The sequence below is a fragment of the Streptomyces sp. NPDC026500 genome (assembly GCF_055567635.1).
Genome location: NZ_JBVHQB010000035.1, coordinates 34,169 through 59,057, shown reverse-complemented (window position 1 = coordinate 59,057; position 24,889 = coordinate 34,169). Strand labels below are relative to the sequence as shown.

Here is a 24,889-nt window from a genome sequence, read left to right as displayed (position 1 = left end):
CGTGTCATGGAATCCTTGGGCCCCATGCAGCAGAAATCCGCTACGGAGCCCACGCCGTCGAAGCCGGCCAGGATCCGCATCCTCGACGCGGCGCACGAGCTCATGCTCACCCTCGGCCTCTCCCGCGCCACCACCAAGGAGATCGCCCGGGCGGCCGGCTGCTCCGAGGCCGCGCTCTACAAGTACTTCGCGAGCAAGGAAGAGCTGTTCATCCGGGTCCTTCAGGAGCGGCTGCCGCGGCTGGGCCCCCTTCTGGAGCGGCTGACGGCCGAGCCGGGGGAGCACCCCCTGGAGGAGAACCTCACCGAGATCGCCCGCCAGGCGGCCCTCTTCTATGAGCAGAGCTTCCCGATCGCCGCCTCCTTGTACGCGGAGACACAGCTCAAGCGCCGCCACGACGACGCCATGCGGGCCATGGGAGCGGGCCCGCACATGCCCATCCGGGGCGTCGCCGCGTACCTGCTGGCGGAGCAGCGGGCCGGGCGCATACAGCCGGACACCGACACCTTCGCGGCCGCGTCCCTCCTGCTCGGCGCCTGTGCGCAGCGGGCGTTCGCCTACGACGCCACCCAGGAGGGCGCGCCCCCGCCCCTGGACACCTTCGCCCCGGCGCTCGCCCGCACGCTGCTCGCCGGGATCGCGCCCAGGGACACGGCGCAGACGGCGGGGTCCTGAGAAGCGGCTAGGAGGTCAGCCAGTCGTCGACGCCGGCGAGCAGCTTCGCGCGGACGTCCTCCGGCGCGGCCGAGGCGCGGATGGACTGGCGGGCCAGCTCGGCCAGCTCCGGGTCCGTGAAGGCGTGGTGGCGGCGGGCGATCTCGTACTGGGCGGCGAGCCGGGATCCGAAGAGCAGCGGATCGTCGGCGCCGAGGGCCATCGGTACACCGGCTTCGAACAGAGTTCTCAGGGGGACGTCGGCGTGCTTCTCGTAGACGCCCAGGGCGACGTTCGAGGCGGGGCAGACCTCGCAGGTCACCCCGCGGTCCGCGAGGCGCTTCAGCAGCCGCGGGTCCTCGGCGGCCCGCACCCCGTGGCCGATCCGTGAGGCGTGCAGATCGTCCAGGCAGTCGCGGACCGAGGCGGGCCCGGTCAGCTCGCCGCCGTGCGGCGCGGACAGCAGCCCGCCCTCGCGGGCGATGGCGAAGGCCCGGTCGAAGTCCCGTGCCATGCCCCGCCGCTCGTCGTTGGAGAGCCCGAATCCGACGATCCCCCGGTCCGCGTAGCGCACGGCGAGCCGGGCCAGAGTGCGGGCGTCCAGCGGGTGCTTCATCCGGTTGGCGGCCACCAGCACGCGCATCCCGAGTCCGGTCTCCCGAACGGCCGAGTCGACCGCGTCCAGGATCACCTCCAGGGCCGGGATCAGACCGCCGAGGCGCGGGGCGTACGAGGTGGGGTCGACCTGGATCTCCAGCCACCCGGAGCCGTCCCTCAGGTCCTCCTCGGCGGCCTCGCGCACCAGGCGCTGGATGTCCTCGGGCTCTCTGAGGCAGGACCGCGCGGCGTCGTACAGGCGCTGGAAGCGGAACCAGCCGCGCTCGTCGGTCGCCCGCAGCTTCGGCGGTTCCCCGCTGGTCAGCGCGTCCGGCAGTCGTACGCCGTATTTGTCGGCCAGTTCCAGCAGGGTGGTGTGCCGCATCGAACCGGTGAAGTGCAGGTGCAGATGGGCCTTCGGCAGCTGCCGGATATCACGAACAACACCCATCAACGCTCCGTAATCGCTAGGCTCTGCTCCGTGCCGAAAGGTGCCGGGCAGGGCTTGTCCGTCATGAGGCCGCAACGGCGGCTGAGTGAGAAGCCCCCTCGGGGGAGGAGTCACCCCAAGATCCTGCCGTAAATCTTGGACCAGGCAGCCGGGTTCACCGAACGAGCGCGTGCCTGAACGCATAAGCGGGCCCCCGGTCCAGCCGGAGGCCCGCTTATGCGTCGTAGACGCTCAGTCCTTCGCCTCGGACAGCAGCTGCTGGATCCGGCTGACGCCCTCGACGAGGTCCTCGTCACCGAGGGCGTACGACAGGCGCAGGTAGCCCGGCGTGCCGAAGGCCTCGCCCGGGACGACCGCGACCTCGGACTCCTCCAGGATGAGCGCGGCCAGCTCGACCGTGTCCGCGGGGCGCTTGCCGCGGATCTCCTTGCCGAGGAGTCCCTTGACCGAGGGGTACGCGTAGAACGCGCCCTCGGGCTCGGGGCAGAGCACGCCGTCGATCTCGTTCAGCATGCGCACCATGGTCTTGCGGCGGCGGTCGAAGGCCTCGCGCATCTTCGCGACGGCCGTGAGGTCGCCGGAGACGGCGGCGAGCGCGGCGACCTGGGCCACGTTCGAGACGTTCGAGGTGGCGTGCGACTGGAGGTTGGTCGCGGCCTTGACGACGTCCTTCGGGCCGATGACCCAGCCCACGCGCCAGCCGGTCATCGCGTACGTCTTGGCGACGCCGTTGACGACGATGCACTTGTCGCGCAGCTCGGGCACCACGACGGGCAGGGAGTGGAATTCAGCGTCCCCGTAGACCAGGTGCTCGTAGATCTCGTCGGTCAGGACCCACAGGCCCTTCTCGGCGGCCCAGCGGCCGATCTGCTCGATCTGCTCGCGGGTGTAGACCGCGCCCGTCGGGTTGGACGGGGAGACGAAGAGCAGCACCTTCGTGTTCTCGGTGCGGGCGGCCTCCAGCTGCTCGACCGAGACGCGGTAGCCGGTGGTCTCGTCCGCGACGACGTCCACCGGGACACCGCCGGCGAGACGGATGGACTCCGGGTAGGTCGTCCAGTACGGCGCCGGGACGATGACCTCGTCGCCCGGGTCGAGGATCGCGGCGAAGGCCTCGTAGATGGCCTGCTTGCCGCCGTTGGTGACCAGGACCTGGGCGGCCTCCACCTCGTAGCCGGAGTCGCGCAGCGTCTTGGCGGCGATCGCGGCCTTCAGCTCGGGGAGCCCGCCGGCCGGCGTGTAGCGGTGGTACTTGGGGTTCGAGCAGGCCTCGATGGCCGCCTGAACGATGTAGTCCGGGGTCGGGAAGTCGGGCTCACCGGCGCCGAAACCGATCACCGGACGTCCGGCGGCCTTGAGTGCCTTGGCCTTGGCGTCCACGGCGAGGGTGGCGGACTCGGAGATCGCGCCGACTCGGGCGGAGACCCGGCGCTCGGTGGGAGGGGTTGCAGGGCTCATGGGACCCATCGTTTCAGACCGGAAACGCCCCCGGCACGCGGGTTTCACAGACTGAACAGCGGCAGAACATCCATTCGGATCCGCGCGCCCACCAGTCGATCTTCAGCGGAGGAAGCCCGTACGGACACTTTCTGTTCGACGACCGGCTCCGGACCACGTACACTCTCACCTCGTTGGCCTTCACCGGCCGCGCTCAACCGGTGCACACCGAGCACCCGGTCGGATGCGGTACGTTGGGGGAAATCAAAGGGTCGTAGCTCAATTGGTAGAGCACTGGTCTCCAAAACCAGCGGTTGGGGGTTCAAGTCCCTCCGGCCCTGCTACACACACCTTTCGCCAGGATGTGTGCGCATGTACGTACTGCAATGCACCGCCGTGCGGCTCAACCGGGCGCGGCACGGTCACGACCCGGGAATCAGGTGAGGACGAGTGACGGACGCCGTGGGCTCCATCGACATGCCTGATGCCGAGGCGCCGGAGTCCAAAAAGAAGGCCCGCAAGGGTGGTAAGCGTGCCAAGAAGGGCCCGCTGAAGCGCCTTGCCACTTTCTACCGCCAGATCATCGCGGAACTCCGTAAGGTTGTCTGGCCGACTCGCAATCAGCTGACGACTTACACCACAGTGGTGATTGTGTTCGTCGTCATCATGATCGGCCTGGTGACCGTGATTGACTATGGGCTCAACCACGCCGCCAAGTACGTCTTCGGCTGAGCCGAGAGCGAAGGGCGCCGTCACCGGCGCCCCTTTCGCGTGTTCCACCCCCATGTATCCAGGAAGAAGCAGCCACCGTGTCTGACCCGAACCTGAACGACGCCACCGAGTCGGTCGAGTCCGTTGACGACGAGCTCGAGATCGTCGAGGGAGCGGACGTCGTGGACGAGTTCGAGGCTGCCGATGCCGCCGCCGGCGAGCCCGCCGAGGACGCGGCCATGCACGTCGAGGACGAGTCCGGTGACGACGTCGAGGACGAGGACGTGCCCGCCGAGGCGCTCGCCGACGACGCCGGCGAGGCCGAGGCCGAAGTAGAGGCCGAGCCCGTCGACCCCGTGACCGCCCTGCGCGAGGAACTGCGCATGCTCCCCGGCGAGTGGTACGTCATCCACACGTACGCCGGTTACGAGAACCGCGTGAAGACCAACCTCGAACAGCGTGCCGTTTCGCTGAACGTCGAGGACTTCATCTTCCAGGCCGAGGTGCCGCAGGAAGAAGTCGCGCAGATCAAGAACGGCGAGCGCAAGACGATCAAGCAGAACAAGCTCCCGGGCTACGTCCTGGTCCGCATGGACCTGACGAACGAGTCCTGGGGTGTCGTCCGCAACACGCCCGGCGTCACCGGCTTCGTGGGCAACGCCTACGACCCGTACCCGCTGACCCTGGACGAGATCGTCAAGATGCTCGCCCCGGAGGCCGAGGAGAAGGCCGCCCGCGAGGCCGCCGAGGCCGAGGGCAAGCCCGCTCCGCAGCGCAAGGTCGAGGTCCAGGTGCTGGACTTCGAGGTCGGCGACTCGGTCACCGTCACCGACGGCCCGTTCGCCACGCTGCAGGCGACGATCAACGAGATCAACGCCGACTCGAAGAAGGTCAAGGGCCTCGTCGAGATCTTCGGCCGCGAGACCCCGGTCGAGCTTTCCTTCGACCAGATCCAGAAGAACTAGCACCTTCTGGACGTACGTCTTCCGAACAGGTCAGACGGGCTGTCACAGCCTGTCTGACCTGCTCGGTTTTTAGCCGCGCACAGATACCCGTTATCGTTGTGCGGTATGCCTCCATCCGGATCATCACCTCGGTTGAAGGCAGCCGTCCGGGGCGACTCGGACGTAGGAAGGCGAAAACGAAAGAGGACCCGGAATGCCTCCCAAGAAGAAGAAGGTCACGGGGCTTATCAAGCTCCAGATCAACGCCGGTGCGGCGAACCCGGCCCCGCCGGTCGGCCCCGCGCTCGGTCAGCACGGCGTCAACATCATGGAGTTCTGCAAGGCCTACAACGCCGCGACCGAGTCGCAGCGTGGCTGGGTCATCCCGGTGGAGATCACGGTCTACGAAGACCGCTCCTTCACCTTCGTGACCAAGACTCCGCCGGCCGCGAAGATGATCCTCAAGGCCGCGGGTGTCGAGAAGGGCTCCGGCGAGCCGCACAAGACCAAGGTCGCCAAGATCACCCAGGCGCAGGTCCGCGAGATCGCCACGACCAAGATGCCCGACCTCAACGCCAACGACCTGGACGCCGCCGCGAAGATCATCGCCGGCACCGCCCGTTCCATGGGCATCACGGTCGAGGGCTGACACCCACCTTCGTAGGAACCATGCGGCTCCGGCCGCACGTGGCAGGGCCTGCTCGGCCCGTACCACGACTCCTCAGAACACATCAGGAGCAGTAGTGAGCAAGCGCAGCAAGTCTCTCCGCGCTGCGGACGCCAAGGTCGACCGGGAGAAGCTCTACGCCCCGCTCGAGGCCGTCCGTCTCGCCAAGGAGACCTCCACGAGCAAGTTCGACGGCACCGTCGAGGTCGCCTTCCGCCTGGGTGTCGACCCGCGCAAGGCCGACCAGATGGTCCGTGGCACCGTGAACCTCCCGCACGGCACCGGCAAGACCGCCCGGGTCCTGGTCTTCGCGACCGGTGACCGTGCCGAGGCCGCGACTGCCGCGGGTGCCGACATCGTCGGCTCCGACGAGCTCATCGACGAGGTGGCGAAGGGCCGTCTGGACTTCGACGCCGTCGTCGCCACCCCGGACCTCATGGGCAAGGTCGGCCGCCTCGGCCGCGTGCTCGGTCCCCGTGGTCTCATGCCGAACCCCAAGACCGGCACCGTGACCCCGGACGTCGCCAAGGCTGTCACCGAGATCAAGGGTGGCAAGATCGAGTTCCGCGTCGACAAGCACTCGAACCTTCACTTCATCATCGGCAAGGTGTCCTTCGACGACGCCAAGCTGGTGGAGAACTACGGTGCGGCCCTCGACGAGATCCTTCGTCTGAAGCCGTCGGCCGCCAAGGGTCGCTACATCAAGAAGGCCGCGATCAGCTCCACGATCGGCCCCGGCGTTCCGGTCGACCCCAACCGCACCCGCAACCTCCTCGTCGAGGAGGACCCGGCCGCCGTCTGAGCCTCCCGCTCACCCCGGTGACCGCGTCGCGCACGCGTATCTGAACGGGCCCCGCAACCTTTCGAGGTGCGGGGCCCGTCCTCATCTCCGGAGGCCTTTCCGGGGCGATCGCCCCGGGGCGGAATTCGGATACGTGTGTCAGTGGGCTGCGCTAGCGTGCAGTTCACATAATTCGCATAGGGGTGGGACGAATGAACAGCACCATGGTGCGCCGCGTGACCCTCTCGATCACGCTGACGGCCGCGCTGGCGGGGGTGACGGCCTGCAACTCCTCGGGTTCTTCGGTGAGTTCGGGCAAGGACGACAAGGCCGGCCACAAGAGCACCACGCACGTCAGTCCCATCGCGGCCCTGCGGTCCGCCGAGAAGTCCACCGACGGCGCGAACTCCGCCCGGATCGAGTCCACGACGAGCATGGGCTCGCTGATGTCCATGAAGTCGAGCGGCGTCCTGGGCTGGGGCAACGGCCTCACCGGCGACATGACCATCACGTACACCGGCGGCACGATGGCCGAGACGATGCGCAAGATGGGCAGCGCCTCCATGGAGGCCCGCTATCTGTCCGACGCCTACTACGCGAAGATGGGCGACACGTTCGCCCAGCAGGCGGGCGGCAAGCACTGGATCAGGTACGGGTACGACGACCTGGCGAAGTTCGGGGGCGGCTCCGGCGCGCTCCTGAAGGACCAGGCGCAGAACAACTCGCCGAACCAGTCGGTGAAGCTCCTGCTCGCGTCCGGCGATGTCAAAAAGGTCGGCGACGAGACGGTCCGCGGCGAGAAGACCACGCACTACGCGGGCACGGTGAACGTCGCGGACCTCGCGGCCAAGAGCTCCCACCTCACCGCGAGTCAACTCGCCAGCATGAAGAAGCAGTTCACCCAGGTCGGCATCACGACGGAGGACGTGGACATCTGGGTCGACGGCAAGGACCTGCTCGTCAAGGCGGTATCCAAGGCCGCGATGACGAGCGGCACGATGTCCTCCACGACGTACTACAGCGACTACGGAGTGAAGGTCTCGGCCGCGGCGCCCCCGGCCGGTGACACCGAGGACTTCAAGGACCTCCTGAAGAAGCAGGGCATGACGCCGGGCAGCGGCGACACGTCGACCGGCTCCGGTACGAGCTCCTAGCTTCTGAGCCCCGCCGTCCAGGCCTGGCCCCGTCGCCCCCTCTCCAGGCCGCGGGCTCCAGACCTCGGGAAACTCGGATGATCACGTGAGCCCGCTTGAGTACGCTCGCGTCGAATCTGTGAATCGCTCATCTGTCCCGTGGGGGGAATCATGAGGCTTTCTGTGAACGACTCGGTACGACACCGGGCCGCCGGCGCGGCACTCGCGGCGCTGGTGCTCGGCGGGGGCGCGGTGGGCTGCACGAAGGACGCCGCGGAGGAGTCGCCCGCGCTCACGCCCGCCGCGGCCGTGGCGAAGGCGGCGAAGAGGACCGAGGACATCACCTCCCTGCGCTACCGGATGACCGGCCAGGTCCCTCAGGAGGGCAAGGTCGGCGGTGAGGCGGCCATGAGCATGAAGCCGCTGGCCATGAACATGAAGATGACCGCCGAGGACCAGGCCGCCGACGGCCCGGTCGAGATCCGGCTGGTGGGCAAGGCGATGTACATCGGCGGGGGCGCCAAGGCCGCCAAGGACATGGGCGGCAAGCACTGGATCAAGTTCGACATGTCCGCGCTGGGCGCGGACAAGGAGCTGAACGCGGACCAGCTGGGCGGCGGAGCGGCCGACAGGAACCCGGCCACCGAGTCGACCTTCCTCACCGGTTCGAAGGACGTCAAGAAGGTCGGGACCGAGACCGTCGACGGCGTGCGGACCACGCACTACAAGGGGAAGGTCACCCTCGACGAGTTCCGCAAGTCCCTCAAGAGCCAGGACAAGGCCACCCGTGAGGCGCGGCAGAAGAGCCTCGACCAGTACACGAAGATGGGCATCGACGCTCTCACGATGGACATGTGGGTCGACGGCAACGACCGCACCAAGCAGTTCCGTATGCGGGGGACCGCCGACAAGGGCCCGCTCGACCTGACCATCACCTTCCTCGACTTCAACAAGCCGGTGACGGTGACGGCCCCGCCCGCCAAGGACACCGTCGACCTCGCCGAGATGATGAAGGGCGCCGAGCAGGGCTGACCCCTCCGGGCGGATTTGCTTGGCGACGTCCCCTTCACGTACTCTCCTCGAGAAGCCAAAGACCGCTGGTCGTTGCCTCGTGCTCGCAAGAGGGCGTGGTGACCGAAGGATCCGCTGAAACTGCGGACGACCCGCGTAGGTGATTCGTGGATGTGTTCCCGGAGTTCGCACGCCAGCGTGCGGAGGAATCCGGTTGAGCTACGCCCCGTGCGCCTGCGCCGGGGCGTTTCGTTTTGTCAGTCCCTTCTGAGCGGTCCTCATCACCCGGAAGGAGGCCGACGCTCTATGGCAAGGCCCGACAAGGCTGCCGCGGTAGCCGAGCTCGCGGACCAGTTCCGCAGCTCGAACGCCGCCGTGCTGACCGAGTACCGGGGTCTCACCGTGGCGCAGCTCAAGACGCTGCGTCGTTCGCTCGGTGAAGACGCCCAGTACGCCGTGGTGAAGAACACGCTGACCAAGATTGCGGCCAACGAGGCCGGGATCTCTACGCTCGACGACCTGTTCAACGGTCCGACGGCGGTCGCCTTCATCACCGGTGACCCGGTGACGTCGGCGAAGGGTCTTCGTGACTTCGCCAAGGACAACCCGAACCTCGTCATCAAGGGCGGTGTCCTTGACGGCAAGGCGCTGTCCGCCGACGAGATCAAGAAGCTTGCGGACCTCGAGTCCCGCGAGGTTCTGCTCGCCAAGCTGGCGGGTGCCTTCAAGGGCAAGCAGACGCAGACTGCTCGTCTCTTCCAGGCGCTCCCCTCGAAGTTCGTCCGCACCGCGGAGGCGCTTCGTGTCAAGCAGGCCGAGCAGGGCGGTGCCGAGTAATTCGGCTCGCGCATTGACCGCCGCCTGAGGCGACGGTCGTAGCGGGCCGAACGTACGCCCGCCTCACCAGTACATCCCGGCACCTGCCGAATTAGTGGAAGGACGCCATCATGGCGAAGCTGTCCCAGGAAGAGCTGCTCGCGCAGTTCGAGAACCTCACCCTCATCGAGCTCTCCGAGTTCGTGAAGGCCTTCGAGGAGAAGTTCGACGTCACCGCCGCCGCCGCGGTCGCCGCTGCCCCGGCCGGCCCCGCCGCCGCCGCTGAGGCCGTCGAGGAGCAGGACGAGTTCGACGTCATCCTCACGGGTGCCGGCGAGAAGAAGATCCAGGTCATCAAGGTCGTGCGTGAGCTCACCTCGCTGGGCCTGAAGGAGGCCAAGGACCTCGTCGACGGCGCTCCGAAGCCCGTCCTCGAGAAGGTCGCCAAGGAGGCCGCCGAGAAGGCTGCCGAGTCCCTCAAGGGCGCCGGCGCCTCCGTCGAGGTCAAGTAACTCGACGAGTCCCCCGAGGACTCCTGTGAAGCTGTGACAGCCGCTCAAGAAGCGCTGTAACGCTGACGCACCGAAGAGCGATCACCCAACTGGGTGGTCGCTCTTCGGCGTTCCAGGGGGTCCCTGAAGCGGCAGCCTTGCGCTGCAGGCCGCGACGAGTATGGTGATCTTCGTTGTGCCTCCGGCCGCCCTGTGACAGGCAGAGGGACGGGTTGCAAGAAGGGCCGCACGTGACGATCGCGGCACTTGCTTTGGGCTTGGGGGGCCTTGACGAACCGCACGCAGCGCGCAATTCTCAGGACGCGTCGTCACAACGATCCGTATCCGAGGCATGGATCGCTGACGAAGAGGGCAGTATCGATGTGCATTGAGGGCGTGGCTTGCCGCAGGTGTTGACAACAATGAGGGTCTCCCGAAACCGGGACTGGACATCAGTGGGCCTAGTGGCTACACTGACCCTTTGCGCTGCCTGTTAGCTGCCTCCTGCCCGTCACCAGGGGCATACCCGTGTGTGAGCATCGACGGTTGGATCATCCCTGACCTGGCCTTATCCGGCTGGATCGGGAACGGCCCGACGCTTTGTCCGACATGGGACCGGTACGCGCGTAGTGAGTCCGAGCCCTCGGAAGGACCCCCTCTTGGCCGCCTCGCGCACTGCCTCGACCGCGAATATGAACAACGGCGCCAGCACCGCCCCGCTGCGCATCTCCTTTGCAAAGATCAAGGAGCCCCTCGAGGTTCCGAACCTTCTTGCGCTGCAAACCGAGAGCTTCGACTGGCTGCTCGGCAACGACGCGTGGAAGGCTCGTGTCGAGGCGGCTCTGGACAGCGGACAGGACGTCCCCACCAAGTCCGGTCTGGAGGAGATCTTCGAGGAGATCTCCCCGATCGAGGACTTCAGTGGGTCGATGTCCCTGACGTTCCGCGATCACCGCTTCGAGCCCCCGAAGAACTCCATCGACGAGTGCAAGGACCGCGACTTCACGTACGCGGCCCCGCTCTTCGTCACCGCCGAGTTCACCAACAACGAGACCGGCGAGATCAAGTCCCAGACGGTCTTCATGGGCGACTTCCCGCTCATGACCAACAAGGGCACCTTCGTCATCAACGGCACCGAGCGTGTCGTCGTGTCGCAGCTGGTCCGCTCGCCGGGTGTCTACTTCGACTCCTCCATCGACAAGACGTCCGACAAGGACATCTTCTCGGCCAAGGTCATCCCGTCCCGGGGTGCCTGGCTGGAGATGGAGATCGACAAGCGCGACATGGTCGGTGTCCGCATCGACCGCAAGCGCAAGCAGTCCGTCACCGTTCTCCTGAAGGCTCTCGGCTGGACCACCGAGCAGATCCTCGAGGAGTTCGGCGAGTACGAGTCCATGCGCGCCACCCTGGAGAAGGACCACACCCAGGGCCAGGACGACGCGCTGCTGGACATCTACCGCAAGCTGCGTCCGGGCGAGCCGCCGACCCGTGAGGCCGCGCAGACGCTTCTGGAGAACCTCTACTTCAACCCGAAGCGCTACGACCTCGCCAAGGTCGGCCGGTACAAGGTCAACAAGAAGCTGGGCGGCGAGGCCCCGCTCGACGCCGGGATCCTGACCGTCGAGGACATCATCTCGTCGATCAAGTACCTGGTGAAGCTGCACGCCGGTGAGACCGAGACCGTTGGTGACAACGGCACCTCGATCGTCGTCGAGACCGACGACATCGACCACTTCGGCAACCGTCGTCTGCGCAACGTCGGCGAGCTCATCCAGAACCAGGTCCGCACGGGTCTGGCTCGTATGGAGCGCGTCGTCCGCGAGCGCATGACGACTCAGGACGTCGAGGCGATCACGCCGCAGACCCTGATCAACATCCGGCCGGTCGTCGCCTCCATCAAGGAGTTCTTCGGCACCAGCCAGCTGTCGCAGTTCATGGACCAGAACAACCCGCTGTCGGGTCTCACCCACAAGCGCCGTCTGTCGGCGCTTGGCCCGGGTGGTCTCTCCCGTGAGCGGGCCGGCTTCGAGGTCCGTGACGTGCACCCGTCGCACTACGGCCGCATGTGCCCGATCGAGACCCCCGAAGGCCCGAACATCGGCCTGATCGGCTCGCTCGCCTCCTACGGCCGGGTCAACGCGTTCGGATTCGTCGAGACCCCGTACCGCAGGGTCACGGGCGGCGTCGTCACCGACGAGGTCGACTACCTGACGGCCGACGAAGAGGACCGATTCGTCATCGCGCAGGCCAACGCGCCGCTGACGGAGGAGTTCCGCTTCGAGGAGTCCCGCGTCCTGGTCCGCCGTCGTGGCGGAGAGGTCGACTACGTCCCCGGTGACGACGTCGACTACATGGACGTCTCCCCGCGCCAGATGGTGTCGGTCGCGACCGCGATGATCCCGTTCCTGGAGCACGACGACGCCAACCGTGCCCTCATGGGCGCGAACATGATGCGTCAGGCCGTTCCGCTCATCAAGTCCGAGGCGCCGCTGGTCGGCACCGGCATGGAGTACCGCTGCGCGGTCGACGCCGGTGACGTCCTGAAGTCGGAGAAGGACGGTGTGGTCCAGGAGGTCTCCGCGGACTACATCACCACCGCCAACGACGACGGCACGTACACCACGTACCGCCTGCACAAGTTCTCCCGGTCGAACCAGGGCACCTCCGTCAACCAGAAGGTTGTCGTGGACGAGGGCGCCCGCGTGATCGAAGGCCAGGTCCTGGCCGACGGTCCCGCGACCGAGGACGGCGAGATGGCGCTCGGCAAGAACCTGCTCGTGGCGTTCATGCCGTGGGAGGGTCACAACTACGAGGACGCGATCATCCTGTCGCAGCGCCTCGTGCAGGACGACGTCCTCTCCTCGATCCACATCGAGGAGCACGAGGTCGACGCCCGTGACACCAAGCTCGGCCCGGAGGAGATCACCCGGGACATCCCGAACGTCTCCGAAGAGGTCCTCGCCGACCTCGACGAGCGCGGCATCATCCGTATCGGTGCCGAGGTCGTCGCCGGCGACATCCTCGTCGGCAAGGTCACGCCCAAGGGCGAGACCGAGCTGACGCCGGAGGAGCGCCTGCTGCGCGCGATCTTCGGTGAGAAGGCCCGTGAGGTCCGTGACACCTCGCTGAAGGTCCCGCACGGCGAGATCGGCAAGGTCATCGGCGTCCGCGTCTTCGACCGTGAAGAGGGCGACGAGCTGCCGCCGGGCGTGAACCAGCTGGTTCGTGTCTACGTGGCGCAGAAGCGCAAGATCACGGACGGTGACAAGCTCGCCGGCCGTCACGGCAACAAGGGTGTCATCTCGAAGATCCTGCCGATCGAGGACATGCCGTTCCTGGAGGACGGCACCCCGGTCGACATCATCCTCAACCCGCTGGGTGTGCCGTCCCGAATGAACCCGGGACAGGTCCTGGAGATCCACCTCGGCTGGCTCGCCAGCCGCGGCTGGGACGTCTCCGGTCTCGGGGACGAGTGGGCCCAGCGCCTGCAGTCCATCGGCGCCGACCAGGTCGCCCCGGGCACCAACGTCGCCACCCCCGTCTTCGACGGTGCGCGTGAGGACGAGCTCGCGGGTCTCTTCGAGCACACCCTGCCCAACCGCGACGGTGACCGTCTGGTCCTCCCGTCCGGCAAGGCGAGGCTGTTCGACGGCCGCTCCGGTGAGCCGTTCCCGGACCCGATCTCGATCGGGTACATGTACATCCTCAAGCTCCACCACCTGGTCGACGACAAGCTCCACGCCCGCTCGACCGGTCCGTACTCGATGATCACCCAGCAGCCGCTGGGTGGTAAGGCTCAGTTCGGTGGCCAGCGCTTCGGTGAGATGGAGGTGTGGGCGCTGGAGGCGTACGGCGCCGCTTACGCCCTCCAGGAGCTGCTGACCATCAAGTCCGACGACGTCACCGGCCGCGTGAAGGTCTACGAGGCCATCGTCAAGGGCGAGAACATCCCCGAGCCCGGCATCCCCGAGTCCTTCAAGGTGCTCATCAAGGAGATGCAGTCTCTCTGCCTCAACGTGGAGGTGCTGTCCAGCGACGGTATGTCCATCGAAATGCGTGACACCGACGAGGACGTCTTCCGCGCGGCGGAGGAGCTCGGCATCGACCTGTCCCGGCGCGAGCCGAGCAGCGTCGAAGAGGTCTGACGGGAGTTCGGCGGGCCTTCTGCCACCTGTGGAAAAGGTGAAGAAGGCCCGTCGGCCCCAGGACCCCCGTATCAGACCCCTAAGACTTACAACCCTGAGAGGGATTGACGCATAGTGCTCGACGTCAACTTCTTCGATGAGCTCCGGATCGGTCTGGCCACCGCTGACGACATCCGTCAGTGGAGCCACGGCGAGGTCAAGAAGCCCGAGACCATCAACTACCGCACCCTCAAGCCCGAAAAGGACGGACTCTTCTGCGAGAAGATCTTCGGTCCGACCCGGGACTGGGAGTGCTACTGCGGTAAGTACAAGCGTGTCCGCTTCAAGGGCATCATCTGTGAGCGCTGCGGCGTCGAGGTCACTCGCGCCAAGGTGCGTCGTGAGCGGATGGGTCACATCGAGCTGGCCGCTCCCGTCACCCACATCTGGTACTTCAAGGGCGTTCCGTCGCGGCTGGGCTACCTGCTCGACCTCGCCCCGAAGGACCTCGAGAAGGTCATCTACTTCGCCGCGTACATGATCACGTACGTCGACGAGGAGCGCCGCACCCGCGACCTGCCCTCGCTGGAGGCCCACGTCTCCGTCGAGCGCCAGCAGGTCGAGAACCGTCGCGACGCCGACCTGGAGGCCCGCGCCAAGAAGCTCGAGACCGACCTGGCCGAGCTCGAGGCCGAGGGTGCCAAGGCCGACGTGCGCCGCAAGGTGCGCGAGGGTGCCGAGCGTGAGATGAAGCAGCTGCGCGACCGCGCGCAGCGCGAGATCGACCGTCTCGACGAGGTGTGGACCCGCTTCAAGAACCTCAAGGTCCAGGACCTGGAGGGCGACGAGCTCCTCTACCGCGAGCTGCGTGACCGCTTCGGCACGTACTTCGACGGTTCGATGGGTGCCGCGGCGCTGCAGAAGCGCCTGGAGTCCTTCGACCTGGACGAGGAGGCCGAGCGCCTCCGCGAGATCATCCGCACCGGCAAGGGCCAGAAGAAGACCCGTGCGCTCAAGCGCCTCAAGGTCGTCTCCGCGTTCCTGCAGACCAGCAACAGCCCCAAGGGCATGGTGCTCGACTGCGTGCCGGTCATCCCGCCGGACCTTCGCCCGATGGTGCAGCTGGACGGCGGCCGCTTCGCGACCTCCGACCTGAACGACCTGTACCGCCGTGTGATCAACCGCAACAACCGTCTGAAGCGACTCCTTGACCTCGGCGCCCCCGAGATCATCGTGAACAACGAGAAGCGCATGCTTCAGGAGGCCGTCGACGCGCTCTTCGACAACGGCCGTCGTGGTCGCCCGGTCACGGGCCCCGGCAACCGTCCGCTGAAGTCGCTGTCCGACATGCTCAAGGGCAAGCAGGGTCGATTCCGTCAGAACCTGCTCGGCAAGCGTGTGGACTACTCCGCGCGTTCCGTGATCGTCGTCGGTCCGCAGCTGAAGCTGCACCAGTGTGGTCTGCCGAAGGCCATGGCTCTGGAGCTCTTCAAGCCGTTCGTGATGAAGCGCCTGGTGGACCTGAACCACGCGCAGAACATCAAGAGCGCCAAGCGGATGGTCGAGCGCGGCCGCACGGTCGTGTACGACGTCCTGGAAGAGGTCATCGCCGAGCACCCGGTTCTGCTGAACCGTGCGCCGACGCTGCACCGCCTCGGCATCCAGGCCTTCGAGCCGCAGCTGGTCGAGGGCAAGGCCATCCAGATCCACCCGCTCGTCTGCACCGCGTTCAACGCGGACTTCGACGGTGACCAGATGGCCGTCCACCTGCCGCTCTCCGCGGAGGCGCAGGCCGAGGCCCGCATCCTGATGCTGTCCTCGAACAACATCCTCAAGCCGGCCGACGGCCGCCCGGTCACGATGCCGACCCAGGACATGGTCCTCGGTCTGTTCTTCCTGACCACCGACGGCGACCTGCGGAACGTGAAGGGCGAGGACCGCTCCTTCGCTTCCGTGGCCGAGGCGATCATGGCGTTCGACGCCGGCGAGCTCTCGCTGCAGTCGCGCGTGGACATCCGCTTCCCGGTGGGCACCATCCCGCCGCGCGGCTGGACCCCGCCGGCGCGGGAGGAGGGCGACCCGGAGTGGCAGCAGGGTGACACCTTCCGCCTGCGGACGACCCTGGGCCGCGCGCTCTTCAACGAGCTGCTGCCCGAGGACTACCCGTTCGTCGACTACGAGGTCGGCAAGAAGCAGCTCTCCGAGATCGTCAACGACCTCGCCGAGCGCTACCCCAAGGTCATCGTGGCGGCGACGCTCGACAACCTGAAGGCGGCCGGCTTCTTCTGGGCGACCCGTTCCGGCGTCACCGTGGCCATCTCCGACATCGTCGTTCCGGATGCGAAGCGCGCGATCGTCAAGGGCTACGAGGACCTGGACGAGAAGGTCCAGAAGCAGTACGAGCGCGGTCTGATCACCAAGGAAGAGCGCACGCAGGAGCTCATCGCGATCTGGACCAAGGCGACCAACGAGGTTGCCGAGGCGATGAACGCGAACTTCCCGAAGACCAACCCGGTTTCGATGATGGTGAACTCGGGCGCACGAGGCAACATGATGCAGATGCGTCAGATCGCCGGTATGCGTGGTCTGGTGTCGAACGCCAAGAACGAGACGATCCCGCGCCCCATCAAGGCCTCCTTCCGTGAAGGCCTGTCGGTGCTCGAGTACTTCATCTCGACCCACGGTGCCCGTAAGGGTCTGGCGGACACCGCTCTGCGTACCGCCGACTCGGGTTACCTCACCCGTCGTCTGGTCGACGTCTCCCAGGACGTCATCATCCGCGAGGAGGACTGCGGCACCGACCGTGGCCTCAAGCTGCACATCGCGGAGCGCGACGCGGACGGCGTGCTGCGCAAGGCGGAGAACGTCGAGACCAGCGTGTACGCACGTGCGCTGGCCGAGGACATCACCGTCGACGGCAAGGTGCTGGCCCCGGCCAACACCGACCTCGGCGACGTCCTCATCGACGAGCTCGTCAGGCACGGCATCGAGGAGGTCAAGACCCGTTCGGTCCTGACCTGTGAGTCCGCCGTCGGCACCTGCGCCATGTGCTACGGCCGCTCGCTGGCCACCGGCAAGCTGGTCGACATCGGTGAGGCGGTCGGCATCATCGCCGCCCAGTCCATCGGTGAGCCCGGTACCCAGCTGACGATGCGTACCTTCCACACCGGTGGTGTGGCCGGTGACGACATCACCCAGGGTCTGCCCCGTGTCGTCGAGCTCTTCGAAGCCCGTACGCCGAAGGGTGTCGCCCCGATCTCCGAGGCCTCCGGCCGCGTGCGGATCGAGGAGACCGAGAAGACCAAGAAGCTCGTTGTCACCCCGGACGACGGCAGCGAAGAGACGGCGTTCCCGATCTCGAAGCGCGCCCGTCTCCTGGTGTCCGAGGGCGAGCACGTCGAGGTGGGCCAGAAGCTCACCGTGGGTGCCACCAACCCGCACGACGTGCTGCGCATCCTGGGTCAGCGTGCCGTCCAGGTCCACCTGGTCGGCGAGGTCCAGAAGGTCTACAACTCGCAGGGTGTGTCGATCCACGACAAGCACATCGAGATCATCATCCGGCAGATGCTGCGCCGTGTGACGATCATCGAGTCGGGCGACGCGGAGCTGCTGCCCGGCGAGCTGGTCGAGCGTTCGAAGTTCGAGACCGAGAACCGTCGTGTGGTCCAGGAAGGCGGCCACCCGGCCTCCGGCCGTCCGCAGCTGATGGGTATCACCAAGGCCTCGCTGGCGACCGAGTCGTGGCTGTCGGCGGCGTCCTTCCAGGAGACGACCAGGGTTCTGACGGACGCGGCGATCAACGCCAAGTCCGACTCCCTGATCGGCCTCAAGGAGAACGTCATCATCGGTAAGCTCATCCCGGCCGGTACGGGTCTGTCCCGCTACCGCAACATCCGGGTCGAGCCCACCGAGGAAGCCAAGGCCGCGATGTACTCGGCCGTCGGCTACGACGACATCGACTACTCGCCGTTCGGCACCGGCTCCGGCCAGGCCGTCCCGCTGGAGGACTACGACTACGGTCCGTACAACCAGTAAGCGGTAGGCAGTAGGCAGTAGTACGAAGGGCGGTCATCCCCAGTGGGGGTGACCGCCCTTCGGCGTTCCCGTCCCGGCCCGCTCAGGACCCGCTCCTAGCGCGGGAGCTGGAGATACGGCTCCAGGGCGCGCAGCCGCGTGTAGTTGTCGGGGTGGGTGGAGAGCAGCTTGGCGAGGCCGCCGGGCTCCTGGAGCTTCTTGCCCTGGGTGACGGCAGCCGCCTTCGCGGCGTCTTCCTCGGCCTGGAAGTGGTGCAGGACCTGGGCCATCTCGGGCGCGAAGCCGAGGGCCGCGGCCTGCTGGTCGGCGCGCAGTTCGCTGAGGCGGCCCGCGTAGGCGAGGAGGTAGGGCGCGACGACGAGCGGGACGGTGATGTACCAGGCCACGAGGAACCCGGCGAGCACGAACATCCCCATGAAGAGGATCAGCAGCCCGGTCGCGGCCGCCGAGAAGACCCCGGCGACGGCGAGCGCGATTCTGGCCATCCCGCGGGTGAACGCCCAGGCGAGCCGGCCGGGCAGCGAGTACCAGTAGCCGAGGAGACCGGCCCAGGCGTGGCCGCCGGTGTGGTGGCCGAGCTCATGGGCGAGTACGGCGGCGAGGTTGCTGCTGGGAATCCGGTTGAGGGAGTAGGTGGTGACGCCGACGACATGGCCGGCGACCGCGACCGCGTTCAGGTCCTCGCTGTTCTCCACCATCAGCTCGTAGGTGTTCGCCTCGATACCCGCTCGGGCGGTGACCTCGCGCCAGATCGGCTCCAGCCGGGCCCGCTCCTCGGCCAGCGGCGTCCGCAGTTTGAGCGCGTGCCGGGCGAAGCGCAGCTCGGTGGGCCGGTGGAAGACGAGGGCCCCGGAGGCCAGCCAGGCCACCACGACCAGCCAGCCCACGACCGCGCCGAACAGCCCGAGCGCGAGGGCCGACACCACGGCGAGGCTCACCAGGGCTCCTGGGATCTGCGTCGCCAGCTGCCCGATGGCGGTGGCGTCGGCACCCCGCTGATGGCTCGCCAGATGAACACGTGAGCCCTGGTGGCGGTAGTCGAGATCGTCGGGCGCGGTGGCCGGCCGCGGGACGAAGGGCGCCGGCTGCGGCTGCTGCTGACCCGGGTACCGCGGGTCCGCACCCGGGTACTGCGGCGGAGGGGCCGCCGTCTGCTGGTGGGCCGTCTGCTGATGGGCGGCGGACGGGGCGGCGGATCCCGGGTACTGGGGTACGGGGCCGCCTCCGGCTCCGGGGTAGTGGGGCACGGGTCCTCCGGCGGCCGGGTACTGCGGGGGGTGGCCTCCGGCACCCGGGTACTGGGGTGCGGGGCCTCCGGCACCCGGGTACTGCGGCGGATGGCCTCCGGCGCCCGGGTACTGGGGTGCGGGGCCTCCGGCACCCGGGTACTGGGGCGGATGGCCTCCGGCGCCCGGGTACTGGGGTGCGGGGCCTCCGGCGGCCGGGTACTGCGGGGGGTGGCCTCCGGCTCCGGGGTACTGAGGTCCCGGCCCGCCGGTCCCGGGGGTTCCGGGGTACTGGGGTGGAGGAGCGGAGGCCGCGGGGTACTGGGGTGGCGGGGAGGCGGCTCCCGGGTACGAGGGGTGCGGGTGGGCGGCGTCCGGGTAGGGGGGCGGCGGCGTGGCGGCTCCTGGGTACGGGGGCTCGGGGGACGCGGGGGCCGGGCCTGGGGGCTGGGACATGAGGGCTCCTTCGGAGTGGCTGGTGGCTGTGCGGCGACGTCAGCCGATGAGCAGCGCGGTCGGCAGCAGGGCGGTGCCGGCACAGAACGCGATCAGGCCGGTACGGATCCACTGGTGCTTGCGGGCGGCGATACGGCTGGTCTCGATGAGCGCCGCCGTGAGTCCGGCGGCGGGGTCGCGATCGGTGTCGGCCAGCGCGGCGGCCAGTCGGCCCTCGCGTACGGCCTGCTGGATGTCGCCGAAGTAGCACAGCGGCCGGCCCGGGGCCCAGGTGCCGCTGTAGCGGGGGAGCACGGCGAGCAGCAGCGCGAACAGGGACAGCCCCAGCGCCGCCGCCCCGGTCCACCACAGGCCCGTCCCGGCCCGGGACAGCTCACCCGGCGTCCAGCCGCGTCCCGCCAGCAGCGCGCTGAACAAGCCCGCCGTCATTCCGAGCGCCGCCACCAGCACGGAGGCCTTGCTGTCGGCCCGGGCTATCTCGCCTCGCAGCTCCGTCAGGAGCCGTTCCGCGGTGCGGCCACCGACCCCGGAAGGGGGCGGGGAGGGGTCCGGGAGCGAGGCGTCGGGTGTCGGTGTGGTCGCGGGCGCGGGTGGCGGCGCTGTGTCGGGCGTGGTCACGCGGGCTCGCCCTCCGGAGCGTCCGTCGGCGTCGCGGCGGGTGCCGGGAACGGCGTGGCGGCCGGCACGGCGGCCCGGGCGCTCTCGCGGCTGCCCGGCCACGGAGGCACGGCGGGAGCCGGTCCAGCGGCGGCGTAGGGCGTCGTAGCGGGCTGTCCGTCGGGGGCGGCGCTGTCGGGCTGCCCCGGGGCCGCGGGGGGTACGGCGTCCGGACCACCGGCGTACGGCGGCTGAGCGCCCGCGTAAGGGGACTGTCCGACGTACAGGGTCCGGTCGTCGGCGTACGGCGCCTGCCCGCCCGCGTACGGTGCCTGTCCCGCGTACGGCGGCTGAGCGCTTGCGTACGGGGGTTGCCCGGCGGAGGGCGGCGGCCCACCCGCGTACGGCGGCTCACTCCCTCCGTACGGTGTGTGCCCGGCGTGGTACGGAGGCTGTGGTGCCGGGCCGGGGTGGCCGGGGTGGGGCGACTGGCCCGGGTAAGGCGGCTGGGGCGGCGTCTGCGGCGCTCCGGGCGTCGCCCCGGCGGGCAGTGCCCCCTGCCCGTCCCGCGGCCCCGGAGGCGTCTGCTGCTGGATCAGCTCGTCGACGGCCCGCAGGGTCGAGCGGGCCGACTCCGCCTTCTGGAAATCCTCCAGGGTGTCCCCGGCGATCACCTGCAGCTGGCCCCTGATGAGGGACAGCTGGTCCTTCTGGATGGACCCGATGACCATCTTGGTGTCCTCGGGGTGCTGGGAGAGGTGCAGGGCCCAGGCGGCGACGCCCCCGTGCTGAAGGTGGTACTGGTAGAAGTTGATCTTCTCGGTGATCAGATGGTGGTCCTGCTGCTGGCGCAGGATCTCCAGCTCGTGCTGCTGCCGCGCCAGCCGGAGCCGGAACTCGTGCTCGGGGTCGAGCATGTCCGACTCGTAGCGCAGGCTCCGCTGCCTGCGCCGGTGCGCGATCGCCTCGTCGTCCAGCCGCAGTCGTACGGCGCAGGTCACGTCGAGCCCGATGCCCGCCGCGAAACCGCCGCTCTCCACGGCCCGCTGGACCGCGCGCTCGGCGGCCGGGCTGTCCTCGATGGAGAAGGCGCGGCACACCGGGCGCGCGAGCTGGTGCAGTTCACGGGTGAGCCGCGTCGGCACATCGCGCTCGCCGCTCGCCACGTAGGCGATCGGGTCCGCGACCCGCCAGGTCAGATCGGCCGTGGCGCCGAAGCAGAACGCGTCGTCGTCGCTCGGCACCTCCAGGGCGAGCTGTACGGGGTGGCTGCCCATGTCCACCTCGTAGACGGAGGTGTAGCGGCGGGTGGCCGCCTCCGAGCGGCTCGGCCGGTGCGGCGGCGTGTAGACGTCGTACGAGCCCTTCGCGGTGACGAAGACCAGCGCGTGGTCGATGGCGGTGACCGCGCGGCGGACGGTGTAGTCGAAGCGCGCGATCGGCCGCACGGTGAGCACCGGGTCGATGAGCGCGGTGTGCCGGTTGGCGTCCTGCTGCCACTCCGGCTGACGGCGGAACTCCGCCATGGTTCAACTCCTCGATGGATCTGGGGTGGAGGGGATCAGGAGGCCGAGCAGGCGGTCGGCCACGGGTGGGCGCGCGCCGCCGTCCGGGGCGCGCAGGTTGACCAGTTCATGGCTCAGGCGTTTGCGGTCGTCCGCCGTGACGATCAGCGCGGGCAGCAGCAGCTCCAGGGCCTGTGTGACGTCCGCCCTGCGCTCGGCCAGCCGCACCCAGGTGTGCAGGGCGTCCAGGGCGCCACGGGTGTGCCCGCGGTCGCCGAGCGCGGTCCGCCACAGGGCGGCCAGGTCGCGGGCCGAGTCCACCTCGTACATGCCGGTGTCGGCGTACCACTCGACGAGCGCGCCCTCCTCGGCGTTGTCGCAGGCGCGCACGAACGCGGCCAGCGCGAGCGTGCGGACCGAGGCGGTGTCGTGGTGGAGCAGGCGCACCAGCTCGGAGAGCATCTCGCCGCGCCGGGCGCCGACCGAGAGCAGCAGGGCGGTGGAGTCGATCAGGTTGTTCGACTCGGTCCTGCTGCTGCCCCCGGCGCGGGCGCGGGCGGCGAGCGCGCTCAGCGCCGGGCCCGCGAGGTCCGGGCGCAGCGGGGTGAGCAGCCCGAAGGCGCGGATCGCGGTCCAGCGGCGGGCCCAGTGGGTGTCCGTGCACCACTGGGTGAGCAGGCGCAGTACGACGGGCGCGTCGAGGAGCTGAGCGAGCGTGAGGGTGTTCGCGGCGGTGACACGGGGGCCGAAGGCCTTCGACACCGCCCAGCCGTCGATCAGCAGCGCCACCGCGGAGGGCAGGTCGGCGCGGGCCAGCAGCGCGGCGGCCGCGGCGGCCCGGGTCCGCACGACCGGGCGGCTGTCGCGGGCCAGCTCCTTCAGCCAGGACACCAGCGCGGGCCGCGCCGACGGATGGCCCGTCCACACCTCCCCGAGCAGCAGAGGCGGGGTGTTCTCCTTCTTGAAGTACGCCGTGAACTGCGGCACCGAGCCCCACTCGGTGGCCTCGTCCCGTACCTCGCCCTCGGCCCGCGCCCGCTCCAGCCGGGTTTCGGCGGAGAGGCCGAACAGCGGGATCTCCGGCGGCTGTTCGGGGTGCTGGAGCCGCTGGAAGTGCACGTACAGCTTGTCGGCGAGTTCGGCGGCCAGCACGTACGGCGCCTGGTCGAAGACGGCGAGCGAGATGAGGAACGCCTTGTCGCGCAGGGTGGCCTCGGGGTCGCTGAGCCACTCCCGGCACTGCTGCTCGACCGCCGCGTGCCCGAAGTCGGCGAGGCGGGCCGCCGCCTCGCCGCCGTCGTAACGGGCGACCTCCACGGCGAACCGGGCGACCTCGGCGGGGCGGTGGGCGTCGCGCGAGAGGAAGTCGCGGACGGGGCCGAGGGCGAGCAGACCGGCGCTGTCTCCCGGCTCTCCCCGCAGGTCGGCGAGGTGGGCGCGCAGCACCGCGGCGGCCTCCGGCGGTTCCCAGGCGGCGGGGGCGACGCCCAGCAGGAACGGCGAGTTCTCCAGGGTCACCACCAGATACCCGTCGGTCTTCCGGAGCCGGTCGCGGGCCGCGTACAGATGGGTTTCCCGCAACGGGCGGTTGCGGCTCAGCGGCAGATCGCGCAGGACGTGCCCGCCGGGCGCGGTGAGCTGGGTGCCCAGGTTCGCCGGGCCGCTCTCGGCGGACAGCGCGTGCACGGCGGGCACGCCCAGGCGGTGCAGGAGCATCAGCGCGGCCGCGTAACGGCCGGTGGAGTGGGTGCCGGCGAGGACGAGGACGCGCTCGTCGCGCAGCCGGTCCAGGGCGGCGGCGAAGGAGGGACCCTCGACGAAGACCCTGGAGAGCGCGTCGAGCCGCTGCCGGGGGATCTCCCCGGAGACGTACGCCGCCGAGGCGGATGCCGCCGCGTGGTGGTGGATCTCCGTCTTGCCGCCCATGAACACGTCACGGGCCGAGCCGCCCGCCGACACCCCGTGCTGGGCCCCGCCGACCAGGCTGCCGCCGAAGGACGCGGCCTCGCTGAAGATGAATCCCGGAGTGTGCGCGACGAGTTCGCGCTGTGCGGCCCTGGCCTCCTGGGTCCGCTCCTCCTGCTCGCCCCCGTCGCCGCCCGTCTCGGAGGCCGGGTGCGGCCCTCCCGGCCACTGCTGCTCCGGCGGTGGTACGTCGTCGGAGGCGCCCCGCGTCGTGGGCGGAGGCACCGTCACGCGGGCTCACCCCCGCTCCTGCCCAGGTGGACGTCCCCGGTGACCTGGCCGCCGGACACGCCGTGCTGGTCCCCCGCGACCAGGCTGCCGCCGAAGCTGGGGGAGCCACCGCCGAAGTTGAAGACGACGTTCCCGGGAGCCGCGGCGGGCTGCTGGGGCTGGGACTCGGGTCCGGGCTGGCGTTCGCGCTCGGACTCGGGTTCGGGCTGGGGCCGGCGCTGGGACTCGGGCTGGGGGTCCGGCTGGGCGGGCTGCTCGGGCCGGTCCGGGCCCGGGGTCTCCGCCGCTGAGGCCTCCGTCCCTGGCCGGCCCCCCGTCTCCGTACGCCCGCCCGTCCCGGTGTCCGGCGCCGGCTCCGGGCCGGAGGCCCCGGTCCCCGGCGCCGGGCGCTCCCCCGAGCCGCCCGGCGCCGGGGCTCCCCCTCTTTCACTGTGGTCGTCCGCCCCGTACGGAACCGGGCCGTGCAGCCAGGCCCGCAGGGGTCCGTTCTTGCTGCCCACCGTCACCGGGTGGAAGCCGTCCGCCGGGATGCCCAGGTGGCTGTGCCGCACGATCCCCGCGTGCACGCTCTCCGAGACGCACAGGGCGAAGTCGTCCGGCCGCTCCCGAAGGGCCGCGCGCAGCAGCTGGGCGTCGAGGAGCCGGCAGGCGTGGTTGAGGTCGGAGCCGACCCAGCCGTCGTACGCGTCGACGGCGACGTATCCGGTGGCGACGACACCGCGCAGACGGATCTGGGCGGAGCTGGAGGCCGTCCGGTTGACCCCGCGGAGCAGCGTGGGCACCTCGGTGAGCAGGGCGCGCAGCAGGGCCGTGACCGAGGCGTTGGCGTCGATCAGCTCCATCACCGAGTCGCCGCGGTCCGCCCGCAGGCGCAGCCGCTCGTCGATGCCGGCACTCTCCAGCGCGCGGTCCGTGATGTCGTACAGCATCCGGCGCAGATAGGCCTGCTCGACGTCGTCCCGGTCGCTGTACTTCTCGATGTCCAGCAGGAGGATCGTCCGGCTCACGGGGTCGGTCATGGTCGCCTTTCGGTGGGGGCCTTCGCCTGGCAAGCAGG

General features: G+C 69.1%; 18 protein-coding genes and 1 tRNA gene. 12 read left to right on the top strand and 7 right to left on the bottom strand.

The window, feature by feature from the left end; all coding sequences use genetic code 11:
* Positions 1-24: 24 nt before the first annotated feature.
* Positions 25-675 carry a TetR/AcrR family transcriptional regulator gene (locus tag ACZ4N5_RS39280; protein WP_467761772.1) on the top strand — a complete coding sequence of 217 codons (651 nt, stop codon included), beginning with the start codon at positions 25-27 and terminating at the stop codon, positions 673-675.
* A gap of 7 nt (positions 676-682) precedes the next feature.
* On the opposite strand, the gene ACZ4N5_RS39275 is transcribed toward ACZ4N5_RS39280, so the two are convergent.
* Both ACZ4N5_RS39275 and ACZ4N5_RS39270 read right to left on the bottom strand, forming a co-directional pair.
* The gene (locus ACZ4N5_RS39275) at positions 683-1,702 is read right to left on the bottom strand and encodes an adenosine deaminase (RefSeq protein ID WP_467761771.1); all 1,020 of its coding nucleotides are present in this window, start codon (positions 1,700-1,702) and stop codon (positions 683-685) included.
* Positions 1,703-1,933: 231 nt separating this feature from the next.
* Positions 1,934-3,160, bottom strand: a complete 1,227-nt coding sequence (locus ACZ4N5_RS39270; protein ID WP_467761770.1) for a pyridoxal phosphate-dependent aminotransferase — start codon at positions 3,158-3,160, stop codon at positions 1,934-1,936.
* A 247-nt stretch (positions 3,161-3,407) separates the two neighbouring features.
* Here ACZ4N5_RS39270 and ACZ4N5_RS39265 point away from each other — a divergent pair.
* The 11 genes from ACZ4N5_RS39265 (at position 3,408) to ACZ4N5_RS39215 (ending at position 17,852) form a co-directional block, all read left to right on the top strand.
* Positions 3,408-3,480: transfer RNA gene (locus ACZ4N5_RS39265), tRNA-Trp, on the top strand.
* A gap of 109 nt (positions 3,481-3,589) precedes the next feature.
* Complete coding sequence (secE, locus tag ACZ4N5_RS39260; protein WP_103549158.1) at positions 3,590-3,871, top strand: preprotein translocase subunit SecE; 282 nt, start codon at positions 3,590-3,592, stop codon at positions 3,869-3,871.
* 77 nt (positions 3,872-3,948) lie between these two features.
* Positions 3,949-4,815 (top strand): transcription termination/antitermination protein NusG, encoded by an 867-nt coding sequence (gene nusG / locus ACZ4N5_RS39255; RefSeq protein ID WP_467761769.1) that lies wholly within the window; start codon positions 3,949-3,951, stop codon positions 4,813-4,815.
* 193 nt (positions 4,816-5,008) lie between these two features.
* The gene (gene rplK / locus ACZ4N5_RS39250) at positions 5,009-5,443 is read left to right on the top strand and encodes a 50S ribosomal protein L11 (protein WP_261705301.1); all 435 of its coding nucleotides are present in this window, start codon (positions 5,009-5,011) and stop codon (positions 5,441-5,443) included.
* 94 nt (positions 5,444-5,537) lie between these two features.
* A complete protein-coding gene (gene rplA, locus ACZ4N5_RS39245) occupies positions 5,538-6,263 on the top strand; it encodes a 50S ribosomal protein L1 (protein WP_467761768.1) in 726 nt (241 codons plus the stop codon).
* Between the two features lie 191 nt (positions 6,264-6,454).
* On the top strand, positions 6,455-7,396 hold the full coding sequence (locus tag ACZ4N5_RS39240; RefSeq protein ID WP_467761767.1) for an SCO4651 family lipoprotein: 942 nt from the start codon (positions 6,455-6,457) through the stop codon (positions 7,394-7,396).
* A 162-nt stretch (positions 7,397-7,558) separates the two neighbouring features.
* Complete coding sequence (locus ACZ4N5_RS39235; protein ID WP_467761778.1) at positions 7,559-8,407, top strand: SCO4651 family lipoprotein; 849 nt, start codon at positions 7,559-7,561, stop codon at positions 8,405-8,407.
* Between the two features lie 285 nt (positions 8,408-8,692).
* Positions 8,693-9,223 (top strand): 50S ribosomal protein L10, encoded by a 531-nt coding sequence (gene rplJ / locus ACZ4N5_RS39230; RefSeq protein WP_326786081.1) that lies wholly within the window; start codon positions 8,693-8,695, stop codon positions 9,221-9,223.
* Positions 9,224-9,333: 110 nt separating this feature from the next.
* A complete protein-coding gene (gene rplL, locus ACZ4N5_RS39225; RefSeq protein WP_467761766.1) occupies positions 9,334-9,714 on the top strand; it encodes a 50S ribosomal protein L7/L12 in 381 nt (126 codons plus the stop codon).
* A 638-nt stretch (positions 9,715-10,352) separates the two neighbouring features.
* Complete coding sequence (gene rpoB / locus ACZ4N5_RS39220; protein WP_467761765.1) at positions 10,353-13,838, top strand: DNA-directed RNA polymerase subunit beta; 3,486 nt, start codon at positions 10,353-10,355, stop codon at positions 13,836-13,838.
* Positions 13,839-13,952: 114 nt separating this feature from the next.
* Complete coding sequence (locus tag ACZ4N5_RS39215) at positions 13,953-17,852, top strand: DNA-directed RNA polymerase subunit beta' (RefSeq protein ID WP_467761764.1); 3,900 nt, start codon at positions 13,953-13,955, stop codon at positions 17,850-17,852.
* 95 nt (positions 17,853-17,947) lie between these two features.
* Here ACZ4N5_RS39215 and ACZ4N5_RS39210 read toward each other — a convergent pair whose 3' ends face one another.
* The 5 genes from ACZ4N5_RS39210 to ACZ4N5_RS39190 form a co-directional block, all read right to left on the bottom strand.
* A complete protein-coding gene (locus tag ACZ4N5_RS39210; RefSeq protein ID WP_467761763.1) occupies positions 17,948-19,099 on the bottom strand; it encodes a M48 family metalloprotease in 1,152 nt (383 codons plus the stop codon).
* Between the two features lie 474 nt (positions 19,100-19,573).
* On the bottom strand, positions 19,574-20,152 hold the full coding sequence (locus ACZ4N5_RS39205) for a Pycsar system effector family protein (RefSeq protein ID WP_467761762.1): 579 nt from the start codon (positions 20,150-20,152) through the stop codon (positions 19,574-19,576).
* Positions 20,149-21,657: a PE-PGRS family protein gene (locus ACZ4N5_RS39200; protein ID WP_467761761.1), complete on the bottom strand. Its 1,509-nt coding sequence runs from the start codon at positions 21,655-21,657 to the stop codon at positions 20,149-20,151. Before ACZ4N5_RS39200 ends, ACZ4N5_RS39205 begins: the two co-directional genes overlap by 4 nt.
* Before the next feature lie 3 nt (positions 21,658-21,660).
* On the bottom strand, positions 21,661-23,832 hold the full coding sequence (locus ACZ4N5_RS39195) for a hypothetical protein (RefSeq protein ID WP_467761760.1): 2,172 nt from the start codon (positions 23,830-23,832) through the stop codon (positions 21,661-21,663).
* Positions 23,829-24,851, bottom strand: a complete 1,023-nt coding sequence (locus ACZ4N5_RS39190; RefSeq protein ID WP_467761759.1) for a hypothetical protein — start codon at positions 24,849-24,851, stop codon at positions 23,829-23,831. Before ACZ4N5_RS39190 ends, ACZ4N5_RS39195 begins: the two co-directional genes overlap by 4 nt.
* Positions 24,852-24,889 lie beyond the last annotated feature (38 nt).